The organism is Hamadaea sp. NPDC051192, assembly GCF_040682475.1.
Taxonomy (GTDB): Bacteria; Actinomycetota; Actinomycetes; order Mycobacteriales; family Micromonosporaceae; genus Hamadaea; species Hamadaea flava.
This window is the reverse complement of record NZ_JBFBAZ010000031.1, coordinates 13634-32856: the sequence shown is the minus strand read 5'-3', so window position 1 is coordinate 32856 and position 19223 is coordinate 13634. Positions and strand designations below refer to the sequence as shown.

Below are 19223 nucleotides of genomic sequence, written 5' to 3'. Positions count from 1 at the left end.
ACGGCGCTACGCCGGCTGCTCCCCGAGTACGCGAAGGAGACCCGGTGAACGACCAGCAGCTCACCACCCTGTTCGCCGAATCGGACCTGAGCGGGCAGCCCGACCTGCCGCCGGATTACCTTCCGGGGTTGCTGACCAAGGCGCGCCGGTCGGCCCGGCAGCGCCGCTTCGTGACGATGCTCGTCGCGGCGGCCGCCGTCCTCGTCGTCCTCGGATTGACCGTGGTGATCCGTCCACATGCGACCGGACTGCCGCCTGCCGGCCGAACCCCCGGTACGCCGACCATCCCGGACCGCATCGCGCCGTACTCCCGCCTCACCAGCGACGTGTCGGCGAGCCCGCCCGGCCGCGCACTCATGATCTACGAGTACGGCAACGGCGAGTTGTTCAACGAATGGCAGTCGCTCGCGTTGAGCGCGGACGGCGATGTCTACCGGCAGCTCGGCGCGGTCGCCGACGGTCGCCAATGGCTGCTGTCGCCGGACGGCCGGACGGTGATCCTCGCCGAGTCGAGGCGAGCCACTTCCGCGCTGACGCTGCTGGACCTCACGACGGCCAAGGTACGCGAAGTCCCCCTGCCCGGGCCGATGGGCGTCGTGCTGCTCGCCGTCTCGGCGGACGGCCGGAAGGTGGCGTACTCGACGGCGCCGTTGCCCGACGACATGAGTGCGGGCAACTCCATCGAGTTCCAGAACGCCCAGCTCGGCAAGCTGTCCATTGTCGACCTGTCAACCGGCGAGATCATGGCCGTTCCGGACTTCCAGCCGGTGGTGGCGGCCGCGTTCGCGCCGGACGGCCAGCGGCTGGCTTTCCAGGCCAAGCGGAAGATCTGGATCATGACGCTGGGCGGACGCCTGGAGACGCCGGTCGACGTTCCCGAGGGCTGGGGCATGGCGCCGCAGAACGCCTGGTCGGTGGACGGCACCCGGCTGGCGACCACGCAGTGGCGGACCGAGCTGGGGCAGACCCGGGACGACACGACCTTGAGCGTGTACGTCGTGGACTCCTGGTACGGGTACGGCGTCGTCGACCTGGCCACCGGCCGGCATCGGAAGATCAACGCCGACACCGACACCTTCCTCGGATGGCGCGACCGGGACCACACGATCGTGTTCACGCCCAGCGGCGCGGACAACGGGGGCGACGAGATCGCCGAGGTCACCCTCGACAGCGGTACGCGTACCAGCCTGGCCAGGTTCGACGCCGGGAAGAGTTGCGAGCTGGGCACGCAGACCTGTCAGACCTATCGGCTGACCGTCGCGGCGGGGCTGCTGCCCGACCTGACGGCTCGTCCGGCCGGCACTCCGCATCGGGGGCCGTGGCCGACCTGGGCCTGGCTCGTGGTGGGCATCCCGCTGCTGCTCGTCGCCCTGATCATCGCGTTCGCCGTCCCTCGGATCCGCCGCGCCCGGCGTCGGCGCGCTCAGGCTCCGCCGACTCAGCTCCCGCCGACTCAGTTCCCGTCGACTCAGCAACCGCCGACTCAGCTCCCGCCGACTCCGGAACCGCCGACGCCGCACCCGTCCGCAGAGTGATCGTCAGCTCAGTGAGTCGTCGGCTCAGTTAGTCGTCAGCTCAGTGAGTCGTCAGCTCAGTGAGTCGTCGGCTCGGTGGTTGTCGGCTCAGCGAGCGTCGGCGGCGGTGTTGTCCACTGTGTACGCCGCGCGGTCGAAGTCGGCGGGGTGGCCGTGTCCGTTCAGGTCCCACACCCACAGCCCGGCGAACGCGCCGGTGAACCCGAGCGACCGGATCTGGTCTCCGTCGAACTCCACCACGTGTTCGTCGGAGACCACGGTCGCGTCGAGCACCGGACCGATGCGCTGCCACTCCGTCTCGGTGGCGTACCAGCAGGTCAGCTCGGCGTCGTCGAAGCGCAGCCGGAGCTGGACCGGGTCGGGACCAGCGACGGCGACGGTCTCGGTGTGCACGGTGAGCCGACCCTGATCCCGCGTGGCCACGCGCAGTACGCGGGACCCGTCGTCGTCCGCCGTCAGGTACGCGAAATGCCAGTTGCGCGTGTTGTAGTACGCCGTCAGCCCGGCGAGCTGCTGGAACGCCGTCGGCTGGAAGTCGACGACGGCCTCGAAGGTGGCTTTCGGCGCGGTGACGCGCCGGGCGACGAGGCTCGGCCCGACCAGGCTCTGCGGCGACCGGCCGCCGCGGATCCGCAGGTGTGACGGCCGTTCGGTCAGCGACAGCCAGCTCGGATCGGGAAGGCGGCGCAGCGTCGACCACTGTGGACCCAACCTGTCCGCGTCGAAGTCGTCGAGGTCGTCCACCTCCAGGGGATCCGGCTCGGTGGTGGGAGAAGCCGCCGGGGGATTCGGTTCGGCGGCGGGAGAAGCCGCCGGGACAGCCCGTTCGGCGGCCGGAGAGACCGTCAGGGGTGGGAGGCCGCCCGCGACGACCGGCCACCCGTCGTCCGTCCACTCCACCCGGGCGAGGGCGGTCTCGCGGCCGAGGATGCACGGGCCGTGGACGCCGATCGGCCGGGCGACCAGGTACGCCAGCCACCATTCGCCGTCGGCGGCCGGCACGAGGCTGCCGTGCCCGGCCTTCTGCAGCGGCCAGTCCGGGCGGTGCTTCGCCGTGAGCAGCGGGCTGTTCGGGTCGCGTTCGTAGGGGCCGGTGAGCGTACGCGAGCGGGCGACGGTCACCTGGTGTTCCCAGCTGGTGCCGCCGTCGGCGGTGATCAGGTAGTACCAGTCGCCGCGCCGATACAGGTTCGGCCCTTCGATCCAGCCGGCCTTCGGCGGAAGCTGGATGCGTTGCGGCGTACCGACGAGACGCCGGTCGGCCCGGTCGTAGCGGGTCGCCTCCAGCCCGGCCGAGCCGCCGTACCCGGGCCGCCAGTCGTGCACGAGATTGATGAGCCAGCTCTCGTCGCCGTCGTGGAACAGGGACGCGTCGAAGCCGCGCGCGTGCAGCAGCACCGGCTCCGACCACGGCCCCTCGATCGCGGGTGCGGTGACGAGGTGGTTCGGGCCGTCGGTGAAGCCGCCCGCGTACGTGGAGATGTTGCTGTAGACGAGATGGAACAGGCCGTCGGCGTACGTGAGATTCGGCGCCCACACACCGCCGGAGTCCGGGCAGCCGGTCAGGTCCAGCAGCCGGGGCTCGTCGAGGATGCCGCCGATCGCCTGCCAGCGCACGAGATCACGCGAGTGGTGCACACGCACGCCCGGGTACCACTCGAAGGTCGACGTCGCGAGGTAGTAGTCGTCGCCCACGCGGAGGATGGAGGGATCAGGGTGCGATCCGGGCAGCACAGGATTGGTCGATCTCGGCACGCGTCGAGCGTACTGGCCCCGGCCGGGCGGCCGGCCCGGCCGGGGAGCGCCATGTCAGACCGGGGTTCCGGGCCGGCGGGAGCGGGCCAGGGCCAGCCCGCCGAGCACCGTCGCGACCAGGCCGATCGCGAGGGCGGCCCAGCCGCCGACGACGCCATAGCCAGTTCCGGGTCCGCCCTTGGCCAGGCCCACCACGAACCCGCCCACGATCAGGCCCGCGGCTCCGGTGGCGAGGGCCAGCATCGCGCGGCGGCGGGCCGCGGCCGGGCGGATCAGCGCGAGGACGCCCAGCACCACGCCGGCCAATGCCAGGAACGCGGCCGCGGTGCCGAAGAGTCGTCCGGTCGTCAACGTGTACGCCGCCACAGCGGCCGTCGTCTGAGTGTTCATGGTGGGAGCATCACGCCACGGCACGGTCCCGTCATCCGGCGTACGCAGGCGCAGCGCACTGCGGCACCGGCGGCAGCCGCCTGCCGCGTACGCGGTAGTGATCCGATCGGCTACCGCGTACGCAGTAGTGGGGAGGTGCTTCGCGCGGAGGGTTCGCCGGCGGGAACCTCCGGCTACGCTGCGCGCATGGGTACCCGACGCGCTCGTGTCCCGGCCGGGGTCACCGACGGGGCGATCGCGGCCGGGGTCGCCGTGACTCTGCTGATCGCGGGCCTGTCCGTCGATCGCCCCGCCCACTACGCGGAGTACGCCGGGCTGGCCTACGCGCTGCTGGCTATCAGCGGCCTCGTCCTCTTCTTCCGCCGCCGGAATCCGATCGCCGTCCTCGTCCTGACCGGGTTGTGCGCGCTGGGCTACCAGGCGCTCCAAGTCGACGTGGCCGCCGTCGCGTTCCTGTTCGCGGTGTACGCGGCCGTCCGTGCCGGTCACCGTCTCGTGACCGTCGTCGCGGCGGTGCTGATGCTGATCACGCTGCCGATCGCCGTCCTGCTCACGTCGCCGGAGATGCCGGTGCGGGCCGCGCTGGCCCATTCGCGGGGCGCACTGGAGATCGCGTGGATCGTCGCCGCTTTCGCAGCCGGTGAAGCATTGCGCCAAGCCGAGGCACGCGCGGACGAAGCCGAGCGTACGCGCGAGGAGGCGGCGTTGCGCCGGGCGAACCAGGAGCGGCTGCACATCGCACGGGAGCTGCACGATTCGCTGACCCATCAGATCTCGGTCATCACCGTGCAGGCCACCGTCGCCGTCCACCTCGCCCGGAAACGGGGTGAAGCGGTGCCCGACGCGCTCGTGGCGATCGAGCAGGCCGGGCGGGAGGCGGCCCGGGAGCTGCGGGCGACCCTGGAAGCGTTGCGGGACGACGGAAAGGTGTCGGCGCACGGCCTCGATCAGGTTCCCGAACTGGTGGAACGCGCCCGGACGGGCGGGCTCCTGGCGACGCTGACCGTCGAGGGGCAGCCGCAGAGCCTGCCGGTGGCGGTCGACCGGACGGCGTACCGGATCGTGCAGGAGTCGCTGACCAACGTCGCCCGGCACGCCGGCGCGGCCACCGCCTCGGTACGCATCGGCTACCGGCCGGGCGCCCTCGCGATCCAGGTCGACGACGACGGCAGTGCCGTGCCGGCGGCCCCGCCGACGCCCGGCGTCGGATTGCTCGGTATGCGCGAACGGGTCAGCGCGCTCGGTGGGCGGCTGCGGGCCGAACCCCGCGTCGAAGGCGGGTTCACCGTCGAGGCCGAGCTTCCGGTGGATCACGCCGCATGAGGGGGCCGGCATGATCCGCGTACTGCTGGCCGACGACCAGCCGCTGATCCGAAGTGGATTCCGGGCGCTGCTGGAGGCCGAGGAGGACATCGAGGTCGTCGCCGAGGCGGCGAACGGGATCGAGACGCTGGCACTGGTCCGGCAGTGGCTGCCCGACATCGCCCTCGTCGACGTGCAGATGCCGGGGATGGACGGCATCGAGGTGACCGGCCGGATCGCCGCCGACCCGGCCCTGGCCGGGGTGCACGTCGTCATCCTGACCAACTACGGCCGGGACGAGTACGTGTTCACCGCGTTGCGGGCCGGGGCGGCCGGATTCCTCGTCAAAGACATCGAACCTGAGGACTTCCTGCACTCCGTACGCGTCGCCGCCCGGGGTGACGCGCTGCTGGCCCCGTCGATCACTCGTCGGCTGATCGACCGGTACGTCACCGAACCGCCTCGGCAGGCCGCCGAGGCGACGCTGACCTGGCTGACCAACCGGGAGCGGGAGGCGGTCGTCCTCGTGGCGAAAGGGCTGTCCAACGACGAGATCGCCGCCCGGATGGCGATCAGCCCGGTGACCGCGAAGACCCACGTCAACCGGGCCATGACGAAGCTGCACGCGCGCGACCGCGCCCAGCTCGTGATCATCGCGTACGAGACGGGGCTGGTGACCCCGCGCACCGCTTAGGGCCACTTGTATTTAGCGGAGGTCGTCGCCACGACAGCTTCGAGTAGCCCGCCGGATCGGCGGCGCTCAGAACGGCGCTCAGAACGGCGCTCAGAACTGGGCCGGCTCAGAAGGTCGCGCGTTCGTGGCTGCGGGGGTCGTCGACCATCCGCCGGTCGTAGACGCCGCCCTCGCGGGCGACCGCGCGCCACGGGCGGGCGGCGTGCAGGGGGAAGTGGAGCCGGGGATCGCTGTCGTCGAGGTCCACGCAGACCAGGTCCGACAGGCCGGACCGGTTGCCGGTCGCCAGCCAGTCGCCGTGCGGGCCGATGACCCCGGCCGGCATCGCGTGACTGACCTGGGCGGGCACCGACACCGACACCCAGGCGGTGGTGGTCGCGGCGTGTCCCCGGGCGATCGTCTCGAAGATCGGGTCCTCGGAGTACGAGGAGAACAGGATGCAGTCGACCCCGGCTTCGGCGTACGCCGTCCACAGCTCCGGAAAGTTGACCTCGATGCACAACAGCAGGCCGAAGGTGAAGCCGTCGATGGTGAAGGTCACCGGCTCCCGGCCCGGGGTGAAGAACTCGTCGACCTCGGAGGCGGACAGGTAGCGCTTGTCGTACCGGTTGACGAGCACGCCCTGGTCGGAGATGACGTAGAGGCTGTTGTGCGGCCGGTTCGGCGGGGTCAGCCGATGATGCGAGCCGGCCACCACCCAGAGCCCGAGGCCGGCGGCCAGCTCCGCGATCTCGTCCAGTTCGGCCCCGAGCGGCTTCCAGTCGATGTCCCAGCCCCGGTAGTACGGCTTGTCCCCGCCGACGTAGCCGCTGACCGCACCCTCTGGCATGTGCACCAGCCGAGCACCCTCGTCGTACGCTCGGCGCATCAGATCCCGCAGGGTGGCACCGTTGGCGGCTGGATTGATGGTGACCGGGCTCTGTACCGTTGCGATCCGCAGGCGGCGAGGCATGGTTCAGGGTAGCCGGTGCGGCGTCCAGCCCCGGCTGACGAGACCGATCAACTGCGGTGGAGTGGACTTGCGCGCCATCGCCCTGAACAGCAGATACATGGCGACGAACAGTACCCATCGACCTAATTGAATGAGAAAGGTCACACCTGAGTTTCCACAACCGAGGGTCGCCGAGTAGTCGTTCAGCGAATGGATGGCCATCACCATCACGATGGCCCCGACGCCGCCCCACAATCCCTGACGGCCGATGCCCCGCTGGTACGCGTACAGGTGCCACAACCGCCAGGCGATGGCGGCCGCGATGCCGGTCCAGAACCAGTGCAGCGGCGATACGGTGAAGATGCGGTAGATCTGCGCCGTGACCACGGAGTCCACAGTGGGCGATGCCGTCTCGCCGCCGCAGAAATCCGGTCCGGAAGCGTTGGCCGTCGCGTACGCGTACTGTGTGGTCTCCGCGATGGCGAAGCCGAAGCCGGCGGCGAGCCCGATCGCTGTGCCCGCGCGGGGATCGCGGTACTTCCCGAGAGCGAAGAGCGCGAGCGGGACGAGCAGCTTGGTGCCTTCTTCGACGAATCCGACGGTCTTCGTCGCGAGCGTAGCGCCCCCGGCGTCGAGGAGCACGGAGTTGATGTTGGCCGCGAGCAGGAGTGTCGCGCCGCCGGACGCCACGGCCACCGCGACGATCTCGCCGGGGCTGACGACGTCGTCGAGCGCGAGCTGCCGCGCCGCGAACCGGTAGAACGCCCAGCAGACGGCGGCCATCGCGAGGAAGCTGGTGACCGCCATGACGCCGGTCGTCGCCGTCGCCCGGTACGCCGCCGACCCGATCAGCAGGATGGGCAGGACGCCGAGCGCGATCCAGGCCCAGCGACCCCAGAAGCGGCCCCGGAACCAGTGGCCCCGATCGGCGGCGGTGTCTCCGGGTCTGAGCTGGGGAGTCCACGCCCGCTCGTCCCAAAGCCGCGACCGCGGACCCCGGTACGCCGGATCGGGGTGCCAGCCGGCGGGCGGCGTCCCCGGCCGATCCGGCGCGATCCGGTACGCCACCATCAGCCCGCCGACGAGCAGCAGCAGACCGGCCAGATCGACGACGTACGCCATACGAAGATCATCGCGTCAGCCAGGCCGGTCAGGGGCGGATTTGCCCGATTGGCCAGCCGGCCGACGCGATGATGCCGACGCGATGATGCCGATGCGATGATCGGGAAGGGACCGGCTCAGCCGAGCCACTCCGCGAGCCGCTTCGGCAGCTCGCCCGCGCCGGGTTCTTCGGACGCCCACGCGACGAAGCCGTCCGGGCGAACGAGCAGCGCGCGTAGCTCGGAGCCGGCCGCGTTCGCGGTGACCACGGTGAGGCGGTCGGCGTACTCGTCGGCGGCGGCCCGCAGCTCGGCGTCGTCGGAGAAGTCGAACAACACGGTCCGGCCCGCGTGCAGGTGGTCCGGGAGGCAGCTGCCGTCGCTGAGTTCCAGCTCGGGCGCGCTGCGGCCGGTCAACGGGTGGTCGCCGGCCAGGTCGTAGTGCTGCCAGACCCCGGAGATGCGCTTGGCCAGGTAGGTCGTGCCGTCCACAGTGCCGGCGAGGTCCTCGACGACGGCCCGGATCGCGCGGGCGTGCGGATCCGGCCGCATGATCGCGATCTGGGCGCGGGTCCAGTTCAGCACCCACGCGCCGATCGGATGGCGCTCGGCGGTGTAGGTGTCCAGCAGGCCTTCGGGCGCCCAGCCGGCGATGGTGGCGGCCAGCTTCCAGCCGAGGTTCATCGCGTCGCCGACCCCGAGGTTCAGCCCCTGCCCGCCGAACGGCGAGTGCACGTGGGCGGCGTCGCCCGCCAGGAGCACCCGGCCCTGCCGATAGACGGGGACCTGCCGCGCGTTGTCGGTGAACCGGGTGCAGGTCTTGATCCCTGTGACGGTCACCGGCACGCCGGTCACGCGGCGTACCGCGCCTTCCAGCTCGGCTTCCGTGACCGGGCTGGTGCGATCGGTGGGCGCGCCGCCGAACTCGGCCACCAGCACCCGGCCCGGCATCGGGCCGAAGGCGTACACGCCCGTGGGGGTGATGTGCCAGCCCGGCTCCAGTCCGTCGGTGTCGGTCATCTCGGCCATCGCCTGGTACGCCGTGATCTCCGGATCGGTGCCGGGGAAGTCGAAACCGGCGAGCTTGCGAACGGTGCTGCGCCCGCCGTCGCACCCGGCGAGCCAGCCGGCCTCGAGCACTCCCTGGTCGGTGGTGATGACGACGCGGTCGCCGTGATCCTCGAACGAGGTCAGCGTGACGCCGCGCCGGATGTCCACGCCCAGCTCGATCGCCCGTTCCTCGAGGATGGCCTCCAGCTGCTGCTGGCTCACCATGCCCAGGGTGCCGAGCCGGGCCTCGCCGGCGAGGTCGGGGTCGGCCGGGTCGAGGTTGTTCCCGTCGAGCAAGAGCCCGCCGAAGTGGCCGACGAACTTGACCGGCCGCTGTTCCGGCCGGCCCGGCTGGGGCGGCTGAACGCCGGGCTGCCCGGCCGGCTGGTCGGCCTGTTGCGCCTGTTGCGCGGCCTGCTTCGCGGCGGCGGCTTCGGCCTGCATGCGGCGGAACTCGGCCATCCGCGCCAGGGTGGCCTCGCGGGCCTCGGCCAGCTTGGGCGACAGCCCGCGCCGGTCGAGCGCCTGCAGCGTGGGGTGGTTCAACGCCCCGGCCTTGATGGTCTGGTCGATGTCGGTGCGGCGCTCCAGCACCGTCACGCGGACGCCGGCGAGGCCGAGTTCGCAGGCCAGCATCAGACCCACCGGACCGGCTCCGGCCACTACCACGTCCACCCGCTCGTGCAGCTCGTTCATGATCATCCCTCCCGCAGATCTTGCTTTCACTAAAAACATACTGTCGCAGAAACTTTTCTGCAAGTAGACTTTTCCGCATGAGTGCTGAGCCGGGTGAGCCGGGGTTGCGTGAGCTGGGACTTCGAGAGCGCAAGAAGCGCCAGACGAGGGAGACGATCTCCGGGATCGCGACCGGGCTGTTCCTCGAACGCGGCTTCGACCCGGTGACCGTGGCCGAGGTGGCCAAGGCGGCCGACGTCTCGGAGAAGACGGTCTTCAACTACTTCCCGCGCAAGGAGGACCTGTTCCTCGACCGGCTGCCGCAGCTGAGCGAGATGGTCACAGTCGCGGTGAAGGCGCGGGACGCGAAGCAGAGCGTCGCCGCGGCGGTCCAGGGATTGCTGACCGAGCTGGTCGCGCAGCGCCACCCGATCAGCGGGTACGCCGACCCGGGCTACACCCGCTTCTGGCAGGTCGTCATCGATTCGCCGGCCTTACAAGCGCGCGCCCGGGAGTACGTCCAGGAGCTGGAGGATCTCCTCGCGAACCTGGTCGCCGAGGCCGAAGGCGGCCAGCCGGGGCAGTTCCGGGCGCGGTTCGCCGCCGCGGCCATCGTCACGGCGTACCGGACGGTGTTCTTCGACGCCGCCCGCCGGATTCTGTCCGGTGAGGACCATCAGGTCGTCACGGCCGAGCTGCCGACCCAGTACGCCCGCGCGTTCCAGGCCGTCGAGCGGGCGCTCGACGGCCTGTAGGGGACTGCGCTCAGGCGGTGCGGATCTCAGGCGGCGCGGATCTCAGGCGGCGCGGAGCGGGGTGCGGCCCGCGTACCGGGCGGCCTCGCCCAGCTCCTCCTCGATCCGGATGAGCTGGTTGAACTTGCTCGTGCGGTCGCTGCGCGACAGCGATCCGGTCTTGATCTGTCCACATGCGAGGCCGACAGCCAGGTCGGCGATCGTGGTGTCCTCGGTCTCGCCCGAGCGGTGGGACATCACGACGCCGAAGCCCGCGTCCTGGGCGATGCGTACGGTCGACACCGTCTCGGTCAGCGTGCCGATCTGGTTCACCTTCACGAGGACCGCGTTCGAGATGCCGTCGGCGATCCCCTGGCGCAGCAACGCCGGGTTGGTGCAGAAGACGTCGTCGCCGACGAGCTGGCACCGGTCGCCGAGGGTACGCGTCAGCTCGGTCCAGCCCGCGAAGTCGTCCTGGGCCACACCGTCCTCGATGGACACGATCGGGAACGCGCCGGCCAGCTCGACGAGGTACGCGACGTGCTCCTCGACGGTGCGGGTGCGCTGCTCACCGGCGTACGCGTAGACGCCGTCGCGGAAGAACTCGGAGGCGGCCGGGTCGAGGGCGATCGCGATGTCGACGCCGGGCTGGTAGCCGGTGTCGGCGATGGCCTGGGTGACGAAGGTCAGTGCCTCCTCCGCCGTACGCAGATCGGGGGCGAAGCCGCCCTCGTCGCCGACGTTGGTGTTCTGACCGGCCTTCTTCAGCGCGCCCCGCAGCGTGTGGAACACCTCGGAGCCCATGCGTACGGCGTCGAAGAAGGACTCGGCGCCGATCGGGGCGATCATGAACTCCTGGAAGTCGAGCGGGTTGTCGGCGTGCGCGCCGCCGTTGACGATGTTCATCAACGGCAACGGGAGCAGTGCCGAACCGGCGTCGAGGTAGCGGTACAGCGGCTGACGGGCGCTCGCCGCGGCCGCCTTGACGACCGCGAGCGAGACGCCGAGGGTGGCGTTCGCGCCGAGGCGGGACTTCGTCGGGGTGCCGTCGAGGTCGATCAGGATCCGGTCCAGCCCGGCCTGGTCGAGCGCGTCCAATCCCTGCACGGCGGCCAGGATCTCGCCGTTGACGGCGTCCACGGCCCGGCGTACGCCCTTGCCGTGGAACCGGCCGGCCTCGCCGTCGCGGAGTTCGACGGCTTCCCGCGTACCAGTGGAAGCGCCCGAGGGGACCGCGGCGCGGCCGAACGAGTCGTCGTCGAGCCGGACGTCGACCTCGACGGTGGGATTGCCGCGGCTGTCAAGGATCTCGCGGGCGTGGACGGTGCTGATCGTGGGCATGCGTCTCCTCCTGGAACGGATGGCAGACGTGGTCGACCGCGTTGTCGGTCACGGTGGCGTCGTCGGTCGCGGTGGCGTTGTCAGGCACGGTGGCGCTGTCAGATTCGGTGGCGCTGTCAGACACGGTGGCGTTGTCAGACACGATGGCGGGGAGTCGGTCAGTTCCCGGAGGGAACTTAGCTTCTCAGTCCGCCGGAAACCTATCACGCACCGTCGGTTGGACCTGGGGTCGGCTCCCCGGTGGGGAACTGGACGAGGCTGATGAGCCGGGGGTGGCGGCCCGGTCCCGGCTCGTTGCGTGCCAGCGGCGCGATGACGTTCTGGAACTGATCCGCGAGCGCGGTGAACTCGTCGTCGGTGAGCCAGAAGATCCCCTGGCGATAGCCGACGCGATCGGCGTACGGGTCGGCGCCGGGCCGGTCGAGGTAGGCGTTGAACTCCGCGTGCACGGCCGCCATCGCGGCGGCGAAGCCCTGCCGGTGGTCGTCCGGCGTCATGGACTTGCCGCTGTCGGCGCTGAGCGTCGGCCGATCCCGGCGCAGGCGGTAATAGCGCTCCACCGCGCCGCGGACGCGTTGCTCGTCGGCGACCTCGACGACGCCGCCCTCGATCAGCAGCGCCACATGCCGGTAGACCGACGCCTTCGGCACGTCCGGCACGCTCTCGCACAGCTCGGCGGTGGTGCGTACGCGGTCGCCGGACAGCGCGTAGACCAAGCGCAGCCGCACCGGGTGGAGCAGCAGGTCAAGGGTGTCCATGGCTCAACGATCTCATATCTGCTACCTTTAGCAAAATTAAGAAAGGTTGTGGGGAGGGTTCTCGTGAGATCTCTGGAAGAGCTGAGCTGGCTCGACGACGCCATCGGCTCCGCACGAGTGGTGGCCATCGGGGAGAGCGCGCACTACAACGGCGAGTCCTACGAACTGCGCCACCGGCTGCTGCGCTACCTCGTCGAACGCCACGGCTTCACGGCGTACGCGATGGAGTCGGGCTTCCCGGAGGGCTGGCGCGTCGACGACTGGGTACGCGGCGGCGAAGGCGACGTCGGCACGGTCCTGGCGACTGGCACCACGTCGTTGATGGGCCTGTGGCAACCGATGCGGGCGCACCTGGAGTGGATGCGGCAGCACAACGCGACAGCGGAGCGGCCCGTCGGCTTCTACGGCGTCGACCTCGGCGGCTCCAACGCCTCCCTGGTTCCCGGACTGGACGCCGTGCTCGCGTACCTGGGCGTGGCGGATCCCGAGTATCGGGTGGACCCGCAGCTCCGGCAGACCGCAGCGGCGTTCGGAGCGGCGTCGCCGTTCTCCATGCAGCAGGCCGTCGGGGCGCTGCTCAGCCTGCCGCCGGCGACGAGGGACGCGATGACCGCCGGGCTCGCCGACCTGACGGCTCGGCTGGTCGGCCGCCGTCTCGCGTACGCCGAACGCACCGGCGTCGAGGCGTACGAGCGGGTGCTCCAGACGATGCGCCTGACCGTGGCGATCGACAGTGCGGCGCGTGCCCTGACCCGGGGCGACCAGCAGTCGGTGATGTACGCCCGCGAAGCCGCGCAGGCGGACACGGTCGAGTGGATCCTGCGGCGCGAGGAGCGGATCGTGCTGGCCGCGCACAACGGGCACGTGCAGCGCTGGCCCATGGTGATGCCGGGTCTGCCGCCGACCACCTCGCTCGGGCAACACCTCGCCGACCGGCTCGGCGACGACTACCGGGTGATCGCGACGACCACCGGCGCGGGGGAGACGCTCAACACCGAACCCGACTTCTACGCCGGCCGGCTGTTCGTCGAGCAGGGTCCGGCGGAGCCGGGCAGCCTCGACGCCGTCCTCGACGCGCGCGCCGACACCCCGTACGCCGACACCCCGAATGCCGACACCCCGTACGCAGTGGACCTGCGGCGGCTGTCCACTGCGGAGGAATCGGCGATCCGGGCGGCCGCGCGGCAGCGGTTCGGCGCGTTCTACGAGGACCTGGACCCGCTGGCGGCGTACGACGTGCTCGTGCACCTGCCGAAGGTGACGGCGGCGGTGCCCGACGCGGACGCGGTGGCCGCGTCGCCCGACGAGGTCCAGCAGGTCTTCGCGGCCTGGGCGGCCCGGCAAGCCGCCGGTCAGCAGGCCGCCGCTCAGTAGGCCGCCACTCAGTAGGCCGCCACTCAGTAGGCCGCCACTCGGTAGACCGACGCTCAGGAAGCGGACGGACGGACTCAGCTCTCCTCGACGAAGCGGGAGACCCTGGCTTCTTCGGAGTCGAGCGCGTCCTGCGCCCGGGTCAGCACCCGCGAGCTGTAGAGGCCCAGGGTTCGGGCGGTCAGCAGTTCCTGACGCTCGATGCCGAGGATCTCGGTCCGCAGCTGGACGTACTGCTCGCGGAGGCCGACCATCGAAGCCGTCGCGCGGGCGGCTGGACGGGTCTGGCGTACGGCGAGTTCCTGCCGGGCTCGGTCGAGGATCTCAGGGGAGTACGGCGTGCCGTCCGGCATGCGCAGATCGGGGTCGTCGACGTGGGCCAGGGCCGACGCCGACATCTGGGTCAGCAGATCGCCGAACTCCTCCCGGTCGGCCGCCCGGTCGTCGCCGGGCACCTGCGCCTTGCGGATCACCCAGGGCAGTGTCAGGCCCTGGAGCAGCAGCGTCGTGATCGCGACGATGAAGGCGATGAGCTGCAACTGCGGCCGGAACGGCGTATCGGCTGGGAGGGTCTGCGCGGCCGCGACGGTCACCGCGCCACGCATGCCCGACCAGGCGAGCACGACGCCGCCGCGCCAGCCGAAGTTCTCCGCCACCTGGAACTTCAGGTCGCTCTTGCGCTTGGCGAACCGGACGGTGAACCGCTTCTTCTGCCGCTCGGACAATTCGTCGCTCTGGATCATCTCGTCGAGCCGGGCCTGCACCGCGTCGACCTGGGGCTGGGCGGCCTCGGCCCGGCTCGCGTCCCGATGCTGCCCGGCGACCAGCGGCGCGACGTAGACCATGCGTGCGCCGATGGCGAGCACGGAGGCGAGCAGGCCGATGCCGACGGTCGTCGCGATGCCGGGGCCGGAGGCATGGGCGTCGTCCAGCACGGTCTTCAGTTGCAGACCCATGAGGAGGAACAGACCGCTCTCCAGCAGGAACGACACCGTGCTCCAGTTGATCGCCTCCGTCACCCGGTCGGTGGCGCGCAGATAGCGTGGGCTCTGATGGCCGGTGACCACGCCGGTCACGACGACGGCGAGGACGCCCGAGGCGTGGATCGCCTCAGCGGGTATGAACGCGACGAAGGGCAGGACGAAGGAGATCGCCGTATTGAGGATCGAGTCCTTCAGCAAGGCGCGGATGCGAACGTTGAGCTGGCCGATCACGATCCCGACGACGGTCGCCGCGACGACGGCGTACAGGAAGTCGAGGCCGATCGTCCAGAAGCTGACCGCCGCGGTCGTCGCCGCGATCGCCGAGCTGAGCAGCACCAACGAGGTCGCGTCGTTGACCAGGCCCTCGCCTTCGAGGATGGTCAGCAGCCGGGAGGGCAACCCGAGTCGCCGTCCGACCGAGGTCGCCGCCACCGCGTCGGTGGGGCTGATGATGGCGCCCAGGGCGAAGGCGGACGCGAGTCCGAGCCCCGGCAGCAGCGCGTTGAACAGGAACCCCGCGCCCAGCGTCGTCAGCACCACGAGGACGACGGCCAGCCCGGCGATCGCCTTGAAGTCCCGCCGGAAGTCCTGGGCGGGCATGCGCACGGCGGCTGCGTACAACAAGGGCGGCAGGACCCCGGCGAGGACGAGCTCCGGCTCGATGACGATGTGCGGCACACCCGGCAGGAAGCTCAGGGCCGTGCCGACGACGACCTGGCTCAGCGGCGCGGCGACGCCGATGCGGTGGGAGAGGGCCGCCACCACGACGATGCTGACGATCCCCGCGACCGCGACCAGGGTGAGTTCCATCGGTCCTGATTGTGCGGGTGATCGAGGCCGGGCACGCGCCGCGACACTCGTGTCAGTGCGGTTCCGTCGCGGCCAGCTCGCACACGGCGGCCGCGTCGGTGGGGGAGATGTCGAGGTGACGGGTCAGCCAGGCCGGGGTGTGCCCGTCCCGCGCCATCGTCCAGGCGATGAAGGCGGTGGAGGCGGGCAGGTGCGCGAGCTGATCCCGGGCCTGGTTCGGCAGGCGCGTTCGCAGGTCGTCGGGGGTCGCCTCGGTTCCGTCGGGCGGTTGCCGCTGAGCCGGAACCGGTACGCAGTCCGCCGCGCGCACCACGAAGGCGTGCAGTGCGTAGGTGTGCCACAGGGCGACCACGAAGTGAGCGTATGCCCGCATCGCGCCGATCGCGTGGAACGTGGCACAGAATTCTGCCGCCGGGTGACGGCCCGCTCGGTGATGATCTCGCGGGTGACGGCCGCGTCAAGATTCTTGACGTTTTCTTGACGCCTCCTCCGGCGACGAGCCGGGTTCACCGATACGCCTGGCGGTATTGTCCGGCCAGGCGCCGCCGATCATGGCGAGCCGGACGTCGAGGATCGAGGAGACGACGCGCGTGAGCGAGCAGCAGGCGGCGGGCCACGATTCCGGCGGGCACAGTGCGGATGGGCACAGTGCGGATGGGCACAGTGCGGGCGGGCACGGTCCCGGCCCGGGAGACGTCGTCCGGCTCGGGCTCGTCGTCGGCGCGCTCGGCGTCGTCTTCGGCGACATCGGCACGAGCCCGATCTACACCCTGCAGACCGTGTTCAACCCCGCGGACCCGCATCCGGTGCCGGTCAGCACCGACAACGTGTTCGGCGTCGTCTCGCTGGTCTTCTGGTCGGTGATGACCATCGTGACCGTCACGTACGTGCTGCTCGCCCTGCGTGCCGACAACGGCGGCGAGGGCGGCATCATGGCGCTGATCACGCAGTTGCGCCGGTGGAGTTCAGGGATCGGCGGGCGTACCGCCGCGATCCTGGCCGGGCTCGGCATCTTCGGCGCGGCGCTGTTCTTCGGCGACAGCATGATCACGCCGGCGATCTCGGTGTTGTCGGCGATCGAGGGCGTCAAGACGGTCTCCCCGTCGATGGAGAGCCTCGTCGTGCCGATCACGGCGGTCATCATCATCGCGTTGTTCCTGGTGCAGCGCCGGGGTTCGGGCGCGGTCGGCCGGCTGTTCGGCCCGGTGATGATCGTGTGGTTCGTGGCGATCTCGGTGCTCGGCATCGCCGGGATCACCCACCACCCGGACATCCTGCGGGCCCTGTCGCCCACGTACGCGATCGGCTTCCTCGCCGGCCACTTCCACATCGCGTTCTTCGCACTGGCGGCGGTCGTGCTGTCGGTGACCGGCGCCGAGGCGCTGTACGCCGACATGGGTCACTTCGGCCGCCGGGCGATCACCCGGGGCTGGCTGTTCCTGGTGTTCCCGGCGTGCGTACTGAGCTATATGGGGCAGGGCGCGCTGATCCTGCAAGACCAGAGCAACATCAGCAGCCCGTTCTTCCTGCTGGCGCCGGGGTGGGCGCGGTTGCCGCTGGTCGTCCTCGCCACCGCCGCGACCGTGATCGCCTCGCAGTCGGTGATCACCGGCGCGTTCTCGGTGGCGTCGCAGGCGGCGCGGCTGGGCTACCTGCCACGGCTGCGGATCGCGCACACCTCCGAATCCACCATGGGGCAGATCTACGTGCCGTGGATCAACTGGCTGCTGATGGTCTCGGTGCTCACCCTCGTCTTCGCCTTCCGCAGTTCGGCCGCCCTCGCGTTCGCCTTCGGCATGGCGGTGACGGGCACCATCACGATCACCACGTTGCTGTTCTTCTACGTCGCGAAGCTGCGGTGGCGTACGCCGACCTGGTTGCTGGCCGGCGGCGCGGCGATCCTGCTGACGGTCGACCTGCTGTTCGTCGGGGCGAACTTGACCAAGCTCGTCCACGGCGCGTGGCTGCCGCTGCTCATCGGCCTGACCGCGTTCACCATCATGACCACCTGGCAACGTGGCCGCCAGATCGTCACCACCGAACGCGAACGGCTCGAAGGCCCGCTCCAGGCCTTCGTCGACTTCGTCCGCAGCGGCAAACCGTTCACCCGCCGGGTTCCGGGCACCGCGATCTTCCTCAACCGGGGCAAGCAGACCACGCCCCTCGCGCTCCGGGCGAACTACCAGCACAATCATGTGCGCCATGAGCACATCGTGATTCTGGCGATCGAGACGGAGCCGGTGCCTCGCGTACCGGACGATCAGCGGATCACCATCGACGACCTCGGGTACGCCGACGACGGCATCATCCACGTGACGGCCCGCTACGGCTACATGGAGCCGACGGACATCCCGGCGCTGCTGCGCAAACTGAAGGCGGCGCAGTCCGAGGGCGAACTCAAGATGAAAGAAGCGTCGTACTTCCTGTCGAAGATCGAGCTGCGAATCGGCAAGAAAGCCACCATGGCGCCGTGGCGTAAGCGGCTGTTCATCGCGACCTCCTACATCACGGCGGACGCCGCCGAGCACTTCAGCCTGCCGTTGGATCGCACCGTCATCATGGGCTCGCATGTCGACGTCTAGGCCGGCGGCTGATTTCCCTGACCGGGTAACAGATCCGTAAGGTCTGAATTGTCGGAGTTGGTCTACGCTGAAGGCGAGGACGCGTACGCGATCAGCGAGGTGAGCACGATGGCCGCTAGTGAACAGGCGATCGAGGAACTGTCGGGGAAGATCTTCTTCGCGGCGCTCGGGGCGACCGAGATCTGCAACGTCTACCTGGGTCACAAGACCGGCCTCTATCGCGCGCTGGCCGATCACGGGCCGCAGACCAGCACCGGGCTCGCCGCCCTGATCGGCGCGGACGAGCGCAACGTACGCGAATGGCTGCAAGCGCAAGCCGTCAGCGGCCTGGTCACGGTGTCCGGTCAGGATCTGCGGACCGCCGAGTTCGCCCTCGTCGAAGGCGGCCGGGAAGTGCTCGTGGACGAGTTGTCGCCGGCTTATGTCGCGCCACTGTCGCAGGCCGCCGTCACCGCCGGCCGGATGATGTCGCGGCTGGTCGAGGCCTTCCCATCGGGCACGGGCGTCGCGTACGCCGAGTATGGCCCGGACGCGATCGGGGCGCAGGCGGCGCTCAACCGTCCAGCGTTCGTCAACGAGCTGGTCGCGTCGTGGCTGCCGGCGTTGCCCGGCGTGGCTGACCGGCTCGCCGATCGGTCCCGGCCGGCTGCCGTCGCCGACTTCGGCTGCGGCAGCGGCTGGTCGTCGATCGAGCTGGCCAAGGCGTACCCGCACATCACGGTGACCGGGTTCGACGCCGACCCGACGTCGATCGACGCGGCGATCAAATCGGCCGACGATGCCGGAGTGGCCGACCGGGTCACCTTCCAGCTGCGGGATCTGGCGCAGCCGGTGGACGGGCAGTACGACGTGGCGTTCCTCTTCGAATGCCTGCACGACTTCGGCTACCCCGACCGGGTGCTGCGAACGGTCCGGGCGGCGACGCCGGACGGCGTGGTCGTGGTGATGGACGAGGCCGCCGACGACGTGCTGGTCGCCCCGACCGAAGACCCGGTGCAACGGTTCTTCGCCAACATCAGTCCGTTGTGGTGCCTGCCGCAGGGCCGCGACGAGTCCGACATGGATCCCGTCGGCACGGTCATCCGCCCGGATCGGCTGCGCGAACTGGCCACCGGCGCGGGGTTCGCCGAGGTCGAGGTCGCGCCGATCGAGCACCCGTTCTTCCGCTTCTACACGCTCGCCTGAGCCCGCCGCCCCGCTGCTGGTGATGTC

17 protein-coding genes are annotated in these 19223 nt (G+C 70.4%); 7 read left to right on the top strand and 10 right to left on the bottom strand.

Going from position 1 to position 19223, the window contains the following annotated elements:
- Window positions 1-44: 44 nt before the first annotated feature.
- Window positions 45-1535 carry a hypothetical protein gene (locus AB0M47_RS15945; protein WP_363413474.1) on the top strand — a complete coding sequence of 497 codons (1491 nt, stop codon included), beginning with the start codon at window positions 45-47 and terminating at the stop codon, window positions 1533-1535.
- Window positions 1536-1622: 87 nt separating this feature from the next.
- On the opposite strand, the gene AB0M47_RS15940 is transcribed toward AB0M47_RS15945, so the two are convergent.
- A complete protein-coding gene (locus AB0M47_RS15940; RefSeq protein WP_363413472.1) occupies window positions 1623-3290 on the bottom strand; it encodes a glycoside hydrolase family 43 protein in 1668 nt (555 codons plus the stop codon).
- A gap of 54 nt (window positions 3291-3344) precedes the next feature.
- On the bottom strand, window positions 3345-3680 hold the full coding sequence (locus AB0M47_RS15935) for a DUF6223 family protein (RefSeq protein ID WP_363413469.1): 336 nt from the start codon (window positions 3678-3680) through the stop codon (window positions 3345-3347).
- A gap of 186 nt (window positions 3681-3866) precedes the next feature.
- Here AB0M47_RS15935 and AB0M47_RS15930 point away from each other — a divergent pair, with 186 nt between their 5' ends.
- The gene (locus tag AB0M47_RS15930) at window positions 3867-5003 is read left to right on the top strand and encodes a sensor histidine kinase (protein WP_363413466.1); all 1137 of its coding nucleotides are present in this window, start codon (window positions 3867-3869) and stop codon (window positions 5001-5003) included.
- Window positions 5004-5013: 10 nt separating this feature from the next.
- A complete protein-coding gene (locus tag AB0M47_RS15925; RefSeq protein WP_363413463.1) occupies window positions 5014-5676 on the top strand; it encodes a response regulator transcription factor in 663 nt (220 codons plus the stop codon).
- A 106-nt stretch (window positions 5677-5782) separates the two neighbouring features.
- On the opposite strand, the gene AB0M47_RS15920 is transcribed toward AB0M47_RS15925, so the two are convergent.
- The 3 genes from AB0M47_RS15920 to AB0M47_RS15910 all read right to left on the bottom strand — a co-directional run bounded on the left by AB0M47_RS15920 (window position 5783) and on the right by AB0M47_RS15910 (window position 9453).
- Entirely contained in the window at window positions 5783-6628 is an 846-nt protein-coding gene (locus AB0M47_RS15920) for a carbon-nitrogen hydrolase family protein (protein WP_363413460.1), read from the bottom strand.
- A 3-nt stretch (window positions 6629-6631) separates the two neighbouring features.
- Window positions 6632-7729, bottom strand: a complete 1098-nt coding sequence (locus AB0M47_RS15915; RefSeq protein WP_363413458.1) for a PrsW family glutamic-type intramembrane protease — start codon at window positions 7727-7729, stop codon at window positions 6632-6634.
- A 116-nt stretch (window positions 7730-7845) separates the two neighbouring features.
- Complete coding sequence (locus AB0M47_RS15910) at window positions 7846-9453, bottom strand: FAD-dependent oxidoreductase (RefSeq protein ID WP_363413455.1); 1608 nt, start codon at window positions 9451-9453, stop codon at window positions 7846-7848.
- Window positions 9454-9530: 77 nt separating this feature from the next.
- Between AB0M47_RS15910 and AB0M47_RS15905 the strand changes: the two genes are divergently transcribed.
- The gene (locus AB0M47_RS15905) at window positions 9531-10187 is read left to right on the top strand and encodes a TetR family transcriptional regulator (protein WP_363413452.1); all 657 of its coding nucleotides are present in this window, start codon (window positions 9531-9533) and stop codon (window positions 10185-10187) included.
- A gap of 42 nt (window positions 10188-10229) precedes the next feature.
- On the opposite strand, the gene eno is transcribed toward AB0M47_RS15905, so the two are convergent.
- The 3 genes from eno to AB0M47_RS15890 form a co-directional block, all read right to left on the bottom strand.
- A complete protein-coding gene (eno, locus tag AB0M47_RS15900) occupies window positions 10230-11507 on the bottom strand; it encodes a phosphopyruvate hydratase (RefSeq protein ID WP_363413449.1) in 1278 nt (425 codons plus the stop codon).
- A complete protein-coding gene (locus tag AB0M47_RS15895; protein WP_363413446.1) occupies window positions 11467-11631 on the bottom strand; it encodes a hypothetical protein in 165 nt (54 codons plus the stop codon). The genes eno and AB0M47_RS15895 overlap by 41 nt, the downstream gene beginning before the upstream one ends.
- 79 nt (window positions 11632-11710) lie before the next feature.
- On the bottom strand, window positions 11711-12265 hold the full coding sequence (locus tag AB0M47_RS15890) for a helix-turn-helix domain-containing protein (protein ID WP_363413444.1): 555 nt from the start codon (window positions 12263-12265) through the stop codon (window positions 11711-11713).
- 63 nt (window positions 12266-12328) lie between these two features.
- Here AB0M47_RS15890 and AB0M47_RS15885 point away from each other — a divergent pair, with 63 nt between their 5' ends.
- Window positions 12329-13639, top strand: a complete 1311-nt coding sequence (locus AB0M47_RS15885) for an erythromycin esterase family protein (RefSeq protein ID WP_363413441.1) — start codon at window positions 12329-12331, stop codon at window positions 13637-13639.
- 74 nt (window positions 13640-13713) lie between these two features.
- On the opposite strand, the gene AB0M47_RS15880 is transcribed toward AB0M47_RS15885, so the two are convergent.
- Entirely contained in the window at window positions 13714-15429 is a 1716-nt protein-coding gene (locus tag AB0M47_RS15880; protein WP_363413438.1) for a sodium:proton antiporter, read from the bottom strand.
- A gap of 52 nt (window positions 15430-15481) precedes the next feature.
- On the bottom strand, window positions 15482-15781 hold the full coding sequence (locus AB0M47_RS15875; RefSeq protein ID WP_363413435.1) for a hypothetical protein: 300 nt from the start codon (window positions 15779-15781) through the stop codon (window positions 15482-15484).
- 238 nt (window positions 15782-16019) lie between these two features.
- Here AB0M47_RS15875 and AB0M47_RS15870 point away from each other — a divergent pair, with 238 nt between their 5' ends.
- Complete coding sequence (locus tag AB0M47_RS15870; RefSeq protein WP_363413432.1) at window positions 16020-18011, top strand: potassium transporter Kup; 1992 nt, start codon at window positions 16020-16022, stop codon at window positions 18009-18011.
- Window positions 18012-18068: 57 nt separating this feature from the next.
- Window positions 18069-19196 (top strand): methyltransferase domain-containing protein, encoded by a 1128-nt coding sequence (locus AB0M47_RS15865; RefSeq protein ID WP_363413429.1) that lies wholly within the window; start codon window positions 18069-18071, stop codon window positions 19194-19196.
- Window positions 19197-19223: the final 27 nt, after the last annotated feature.

Bases quoted from the DNA above. Each gene is read 5' to 3' on its own strand.
- AB0M47_RS15905 (WP_363413452.1), top strand. From the start codon at position 9,531: ATGAGTGCTGAGCCGGGTGAGCCGGGGTTGCGTGAGCTGGGACTTCGA.
- AB0M47_RS15915 (WP_363413458.1), bottom strand. From the start codon at position 7,729: ATGGCGTACGTCGTCGATCTGGCCGGTCTGCTGCTGCTCGTCGGCGGG.
- AB0M47_RS15925 (WP_363413463.1), top strand. From the start codon at position 5,014: ATGATCCGCGTACTGCTGGCCGACGACCAGCCGCTGATCCGAAGTGGA.
- AB0M47_RS15880 (WP_363413438.1), bottom strand. From the start codon at position 15,429: ATGGAACTCACCCTGGTCGCGGTCGCGGGGATCGTCAGCATCGTCGTG.
- AB0M47_RS15935 (WP_363413469.1), bottom strand. From the start codon at position 3,680: ATGAACACTCAGACGACGGCCGCTGTGGCGGCGTACACGTTGACGACC.
- eno (WP_363413449.1), bottom strand. From the start codon at position 11,507: ATGCCCACGATCAGCACCGTCCACGCCCGCGAGATCCTTGACAGCCGC.
- AB0M47_RS15920 (WP_363413460.1), bottom strand. From the start codon at position 6,628: ATGCCTCGCCGCCTGCGGATCGCAACGGTACAGAGCCCGGTCACCATC.
- AB0M47_RS15930 (WP_363413466.1), top strand. From the start codon at position 3,867: ATGGGTACCCGACGCGCTCGTGTCCCGGCCGGGGTCACCGACGGGGCG.
- AB0M47_RS15910 (WP_363413455.1), bottom strand. From the start codon at position 9,453: ATGAACGAGCTGCACGAGCGGGTGGACGTGGTAGTGGCCGGAGCCGGT.
- AB0M47_RS15890 (WP_363413444.1), bottom strand. From the start codon at position 12,265: ATGGACACCCTTGACCTGCTGCTCCACCCGGTGCGGCTGCGCTTGGTC.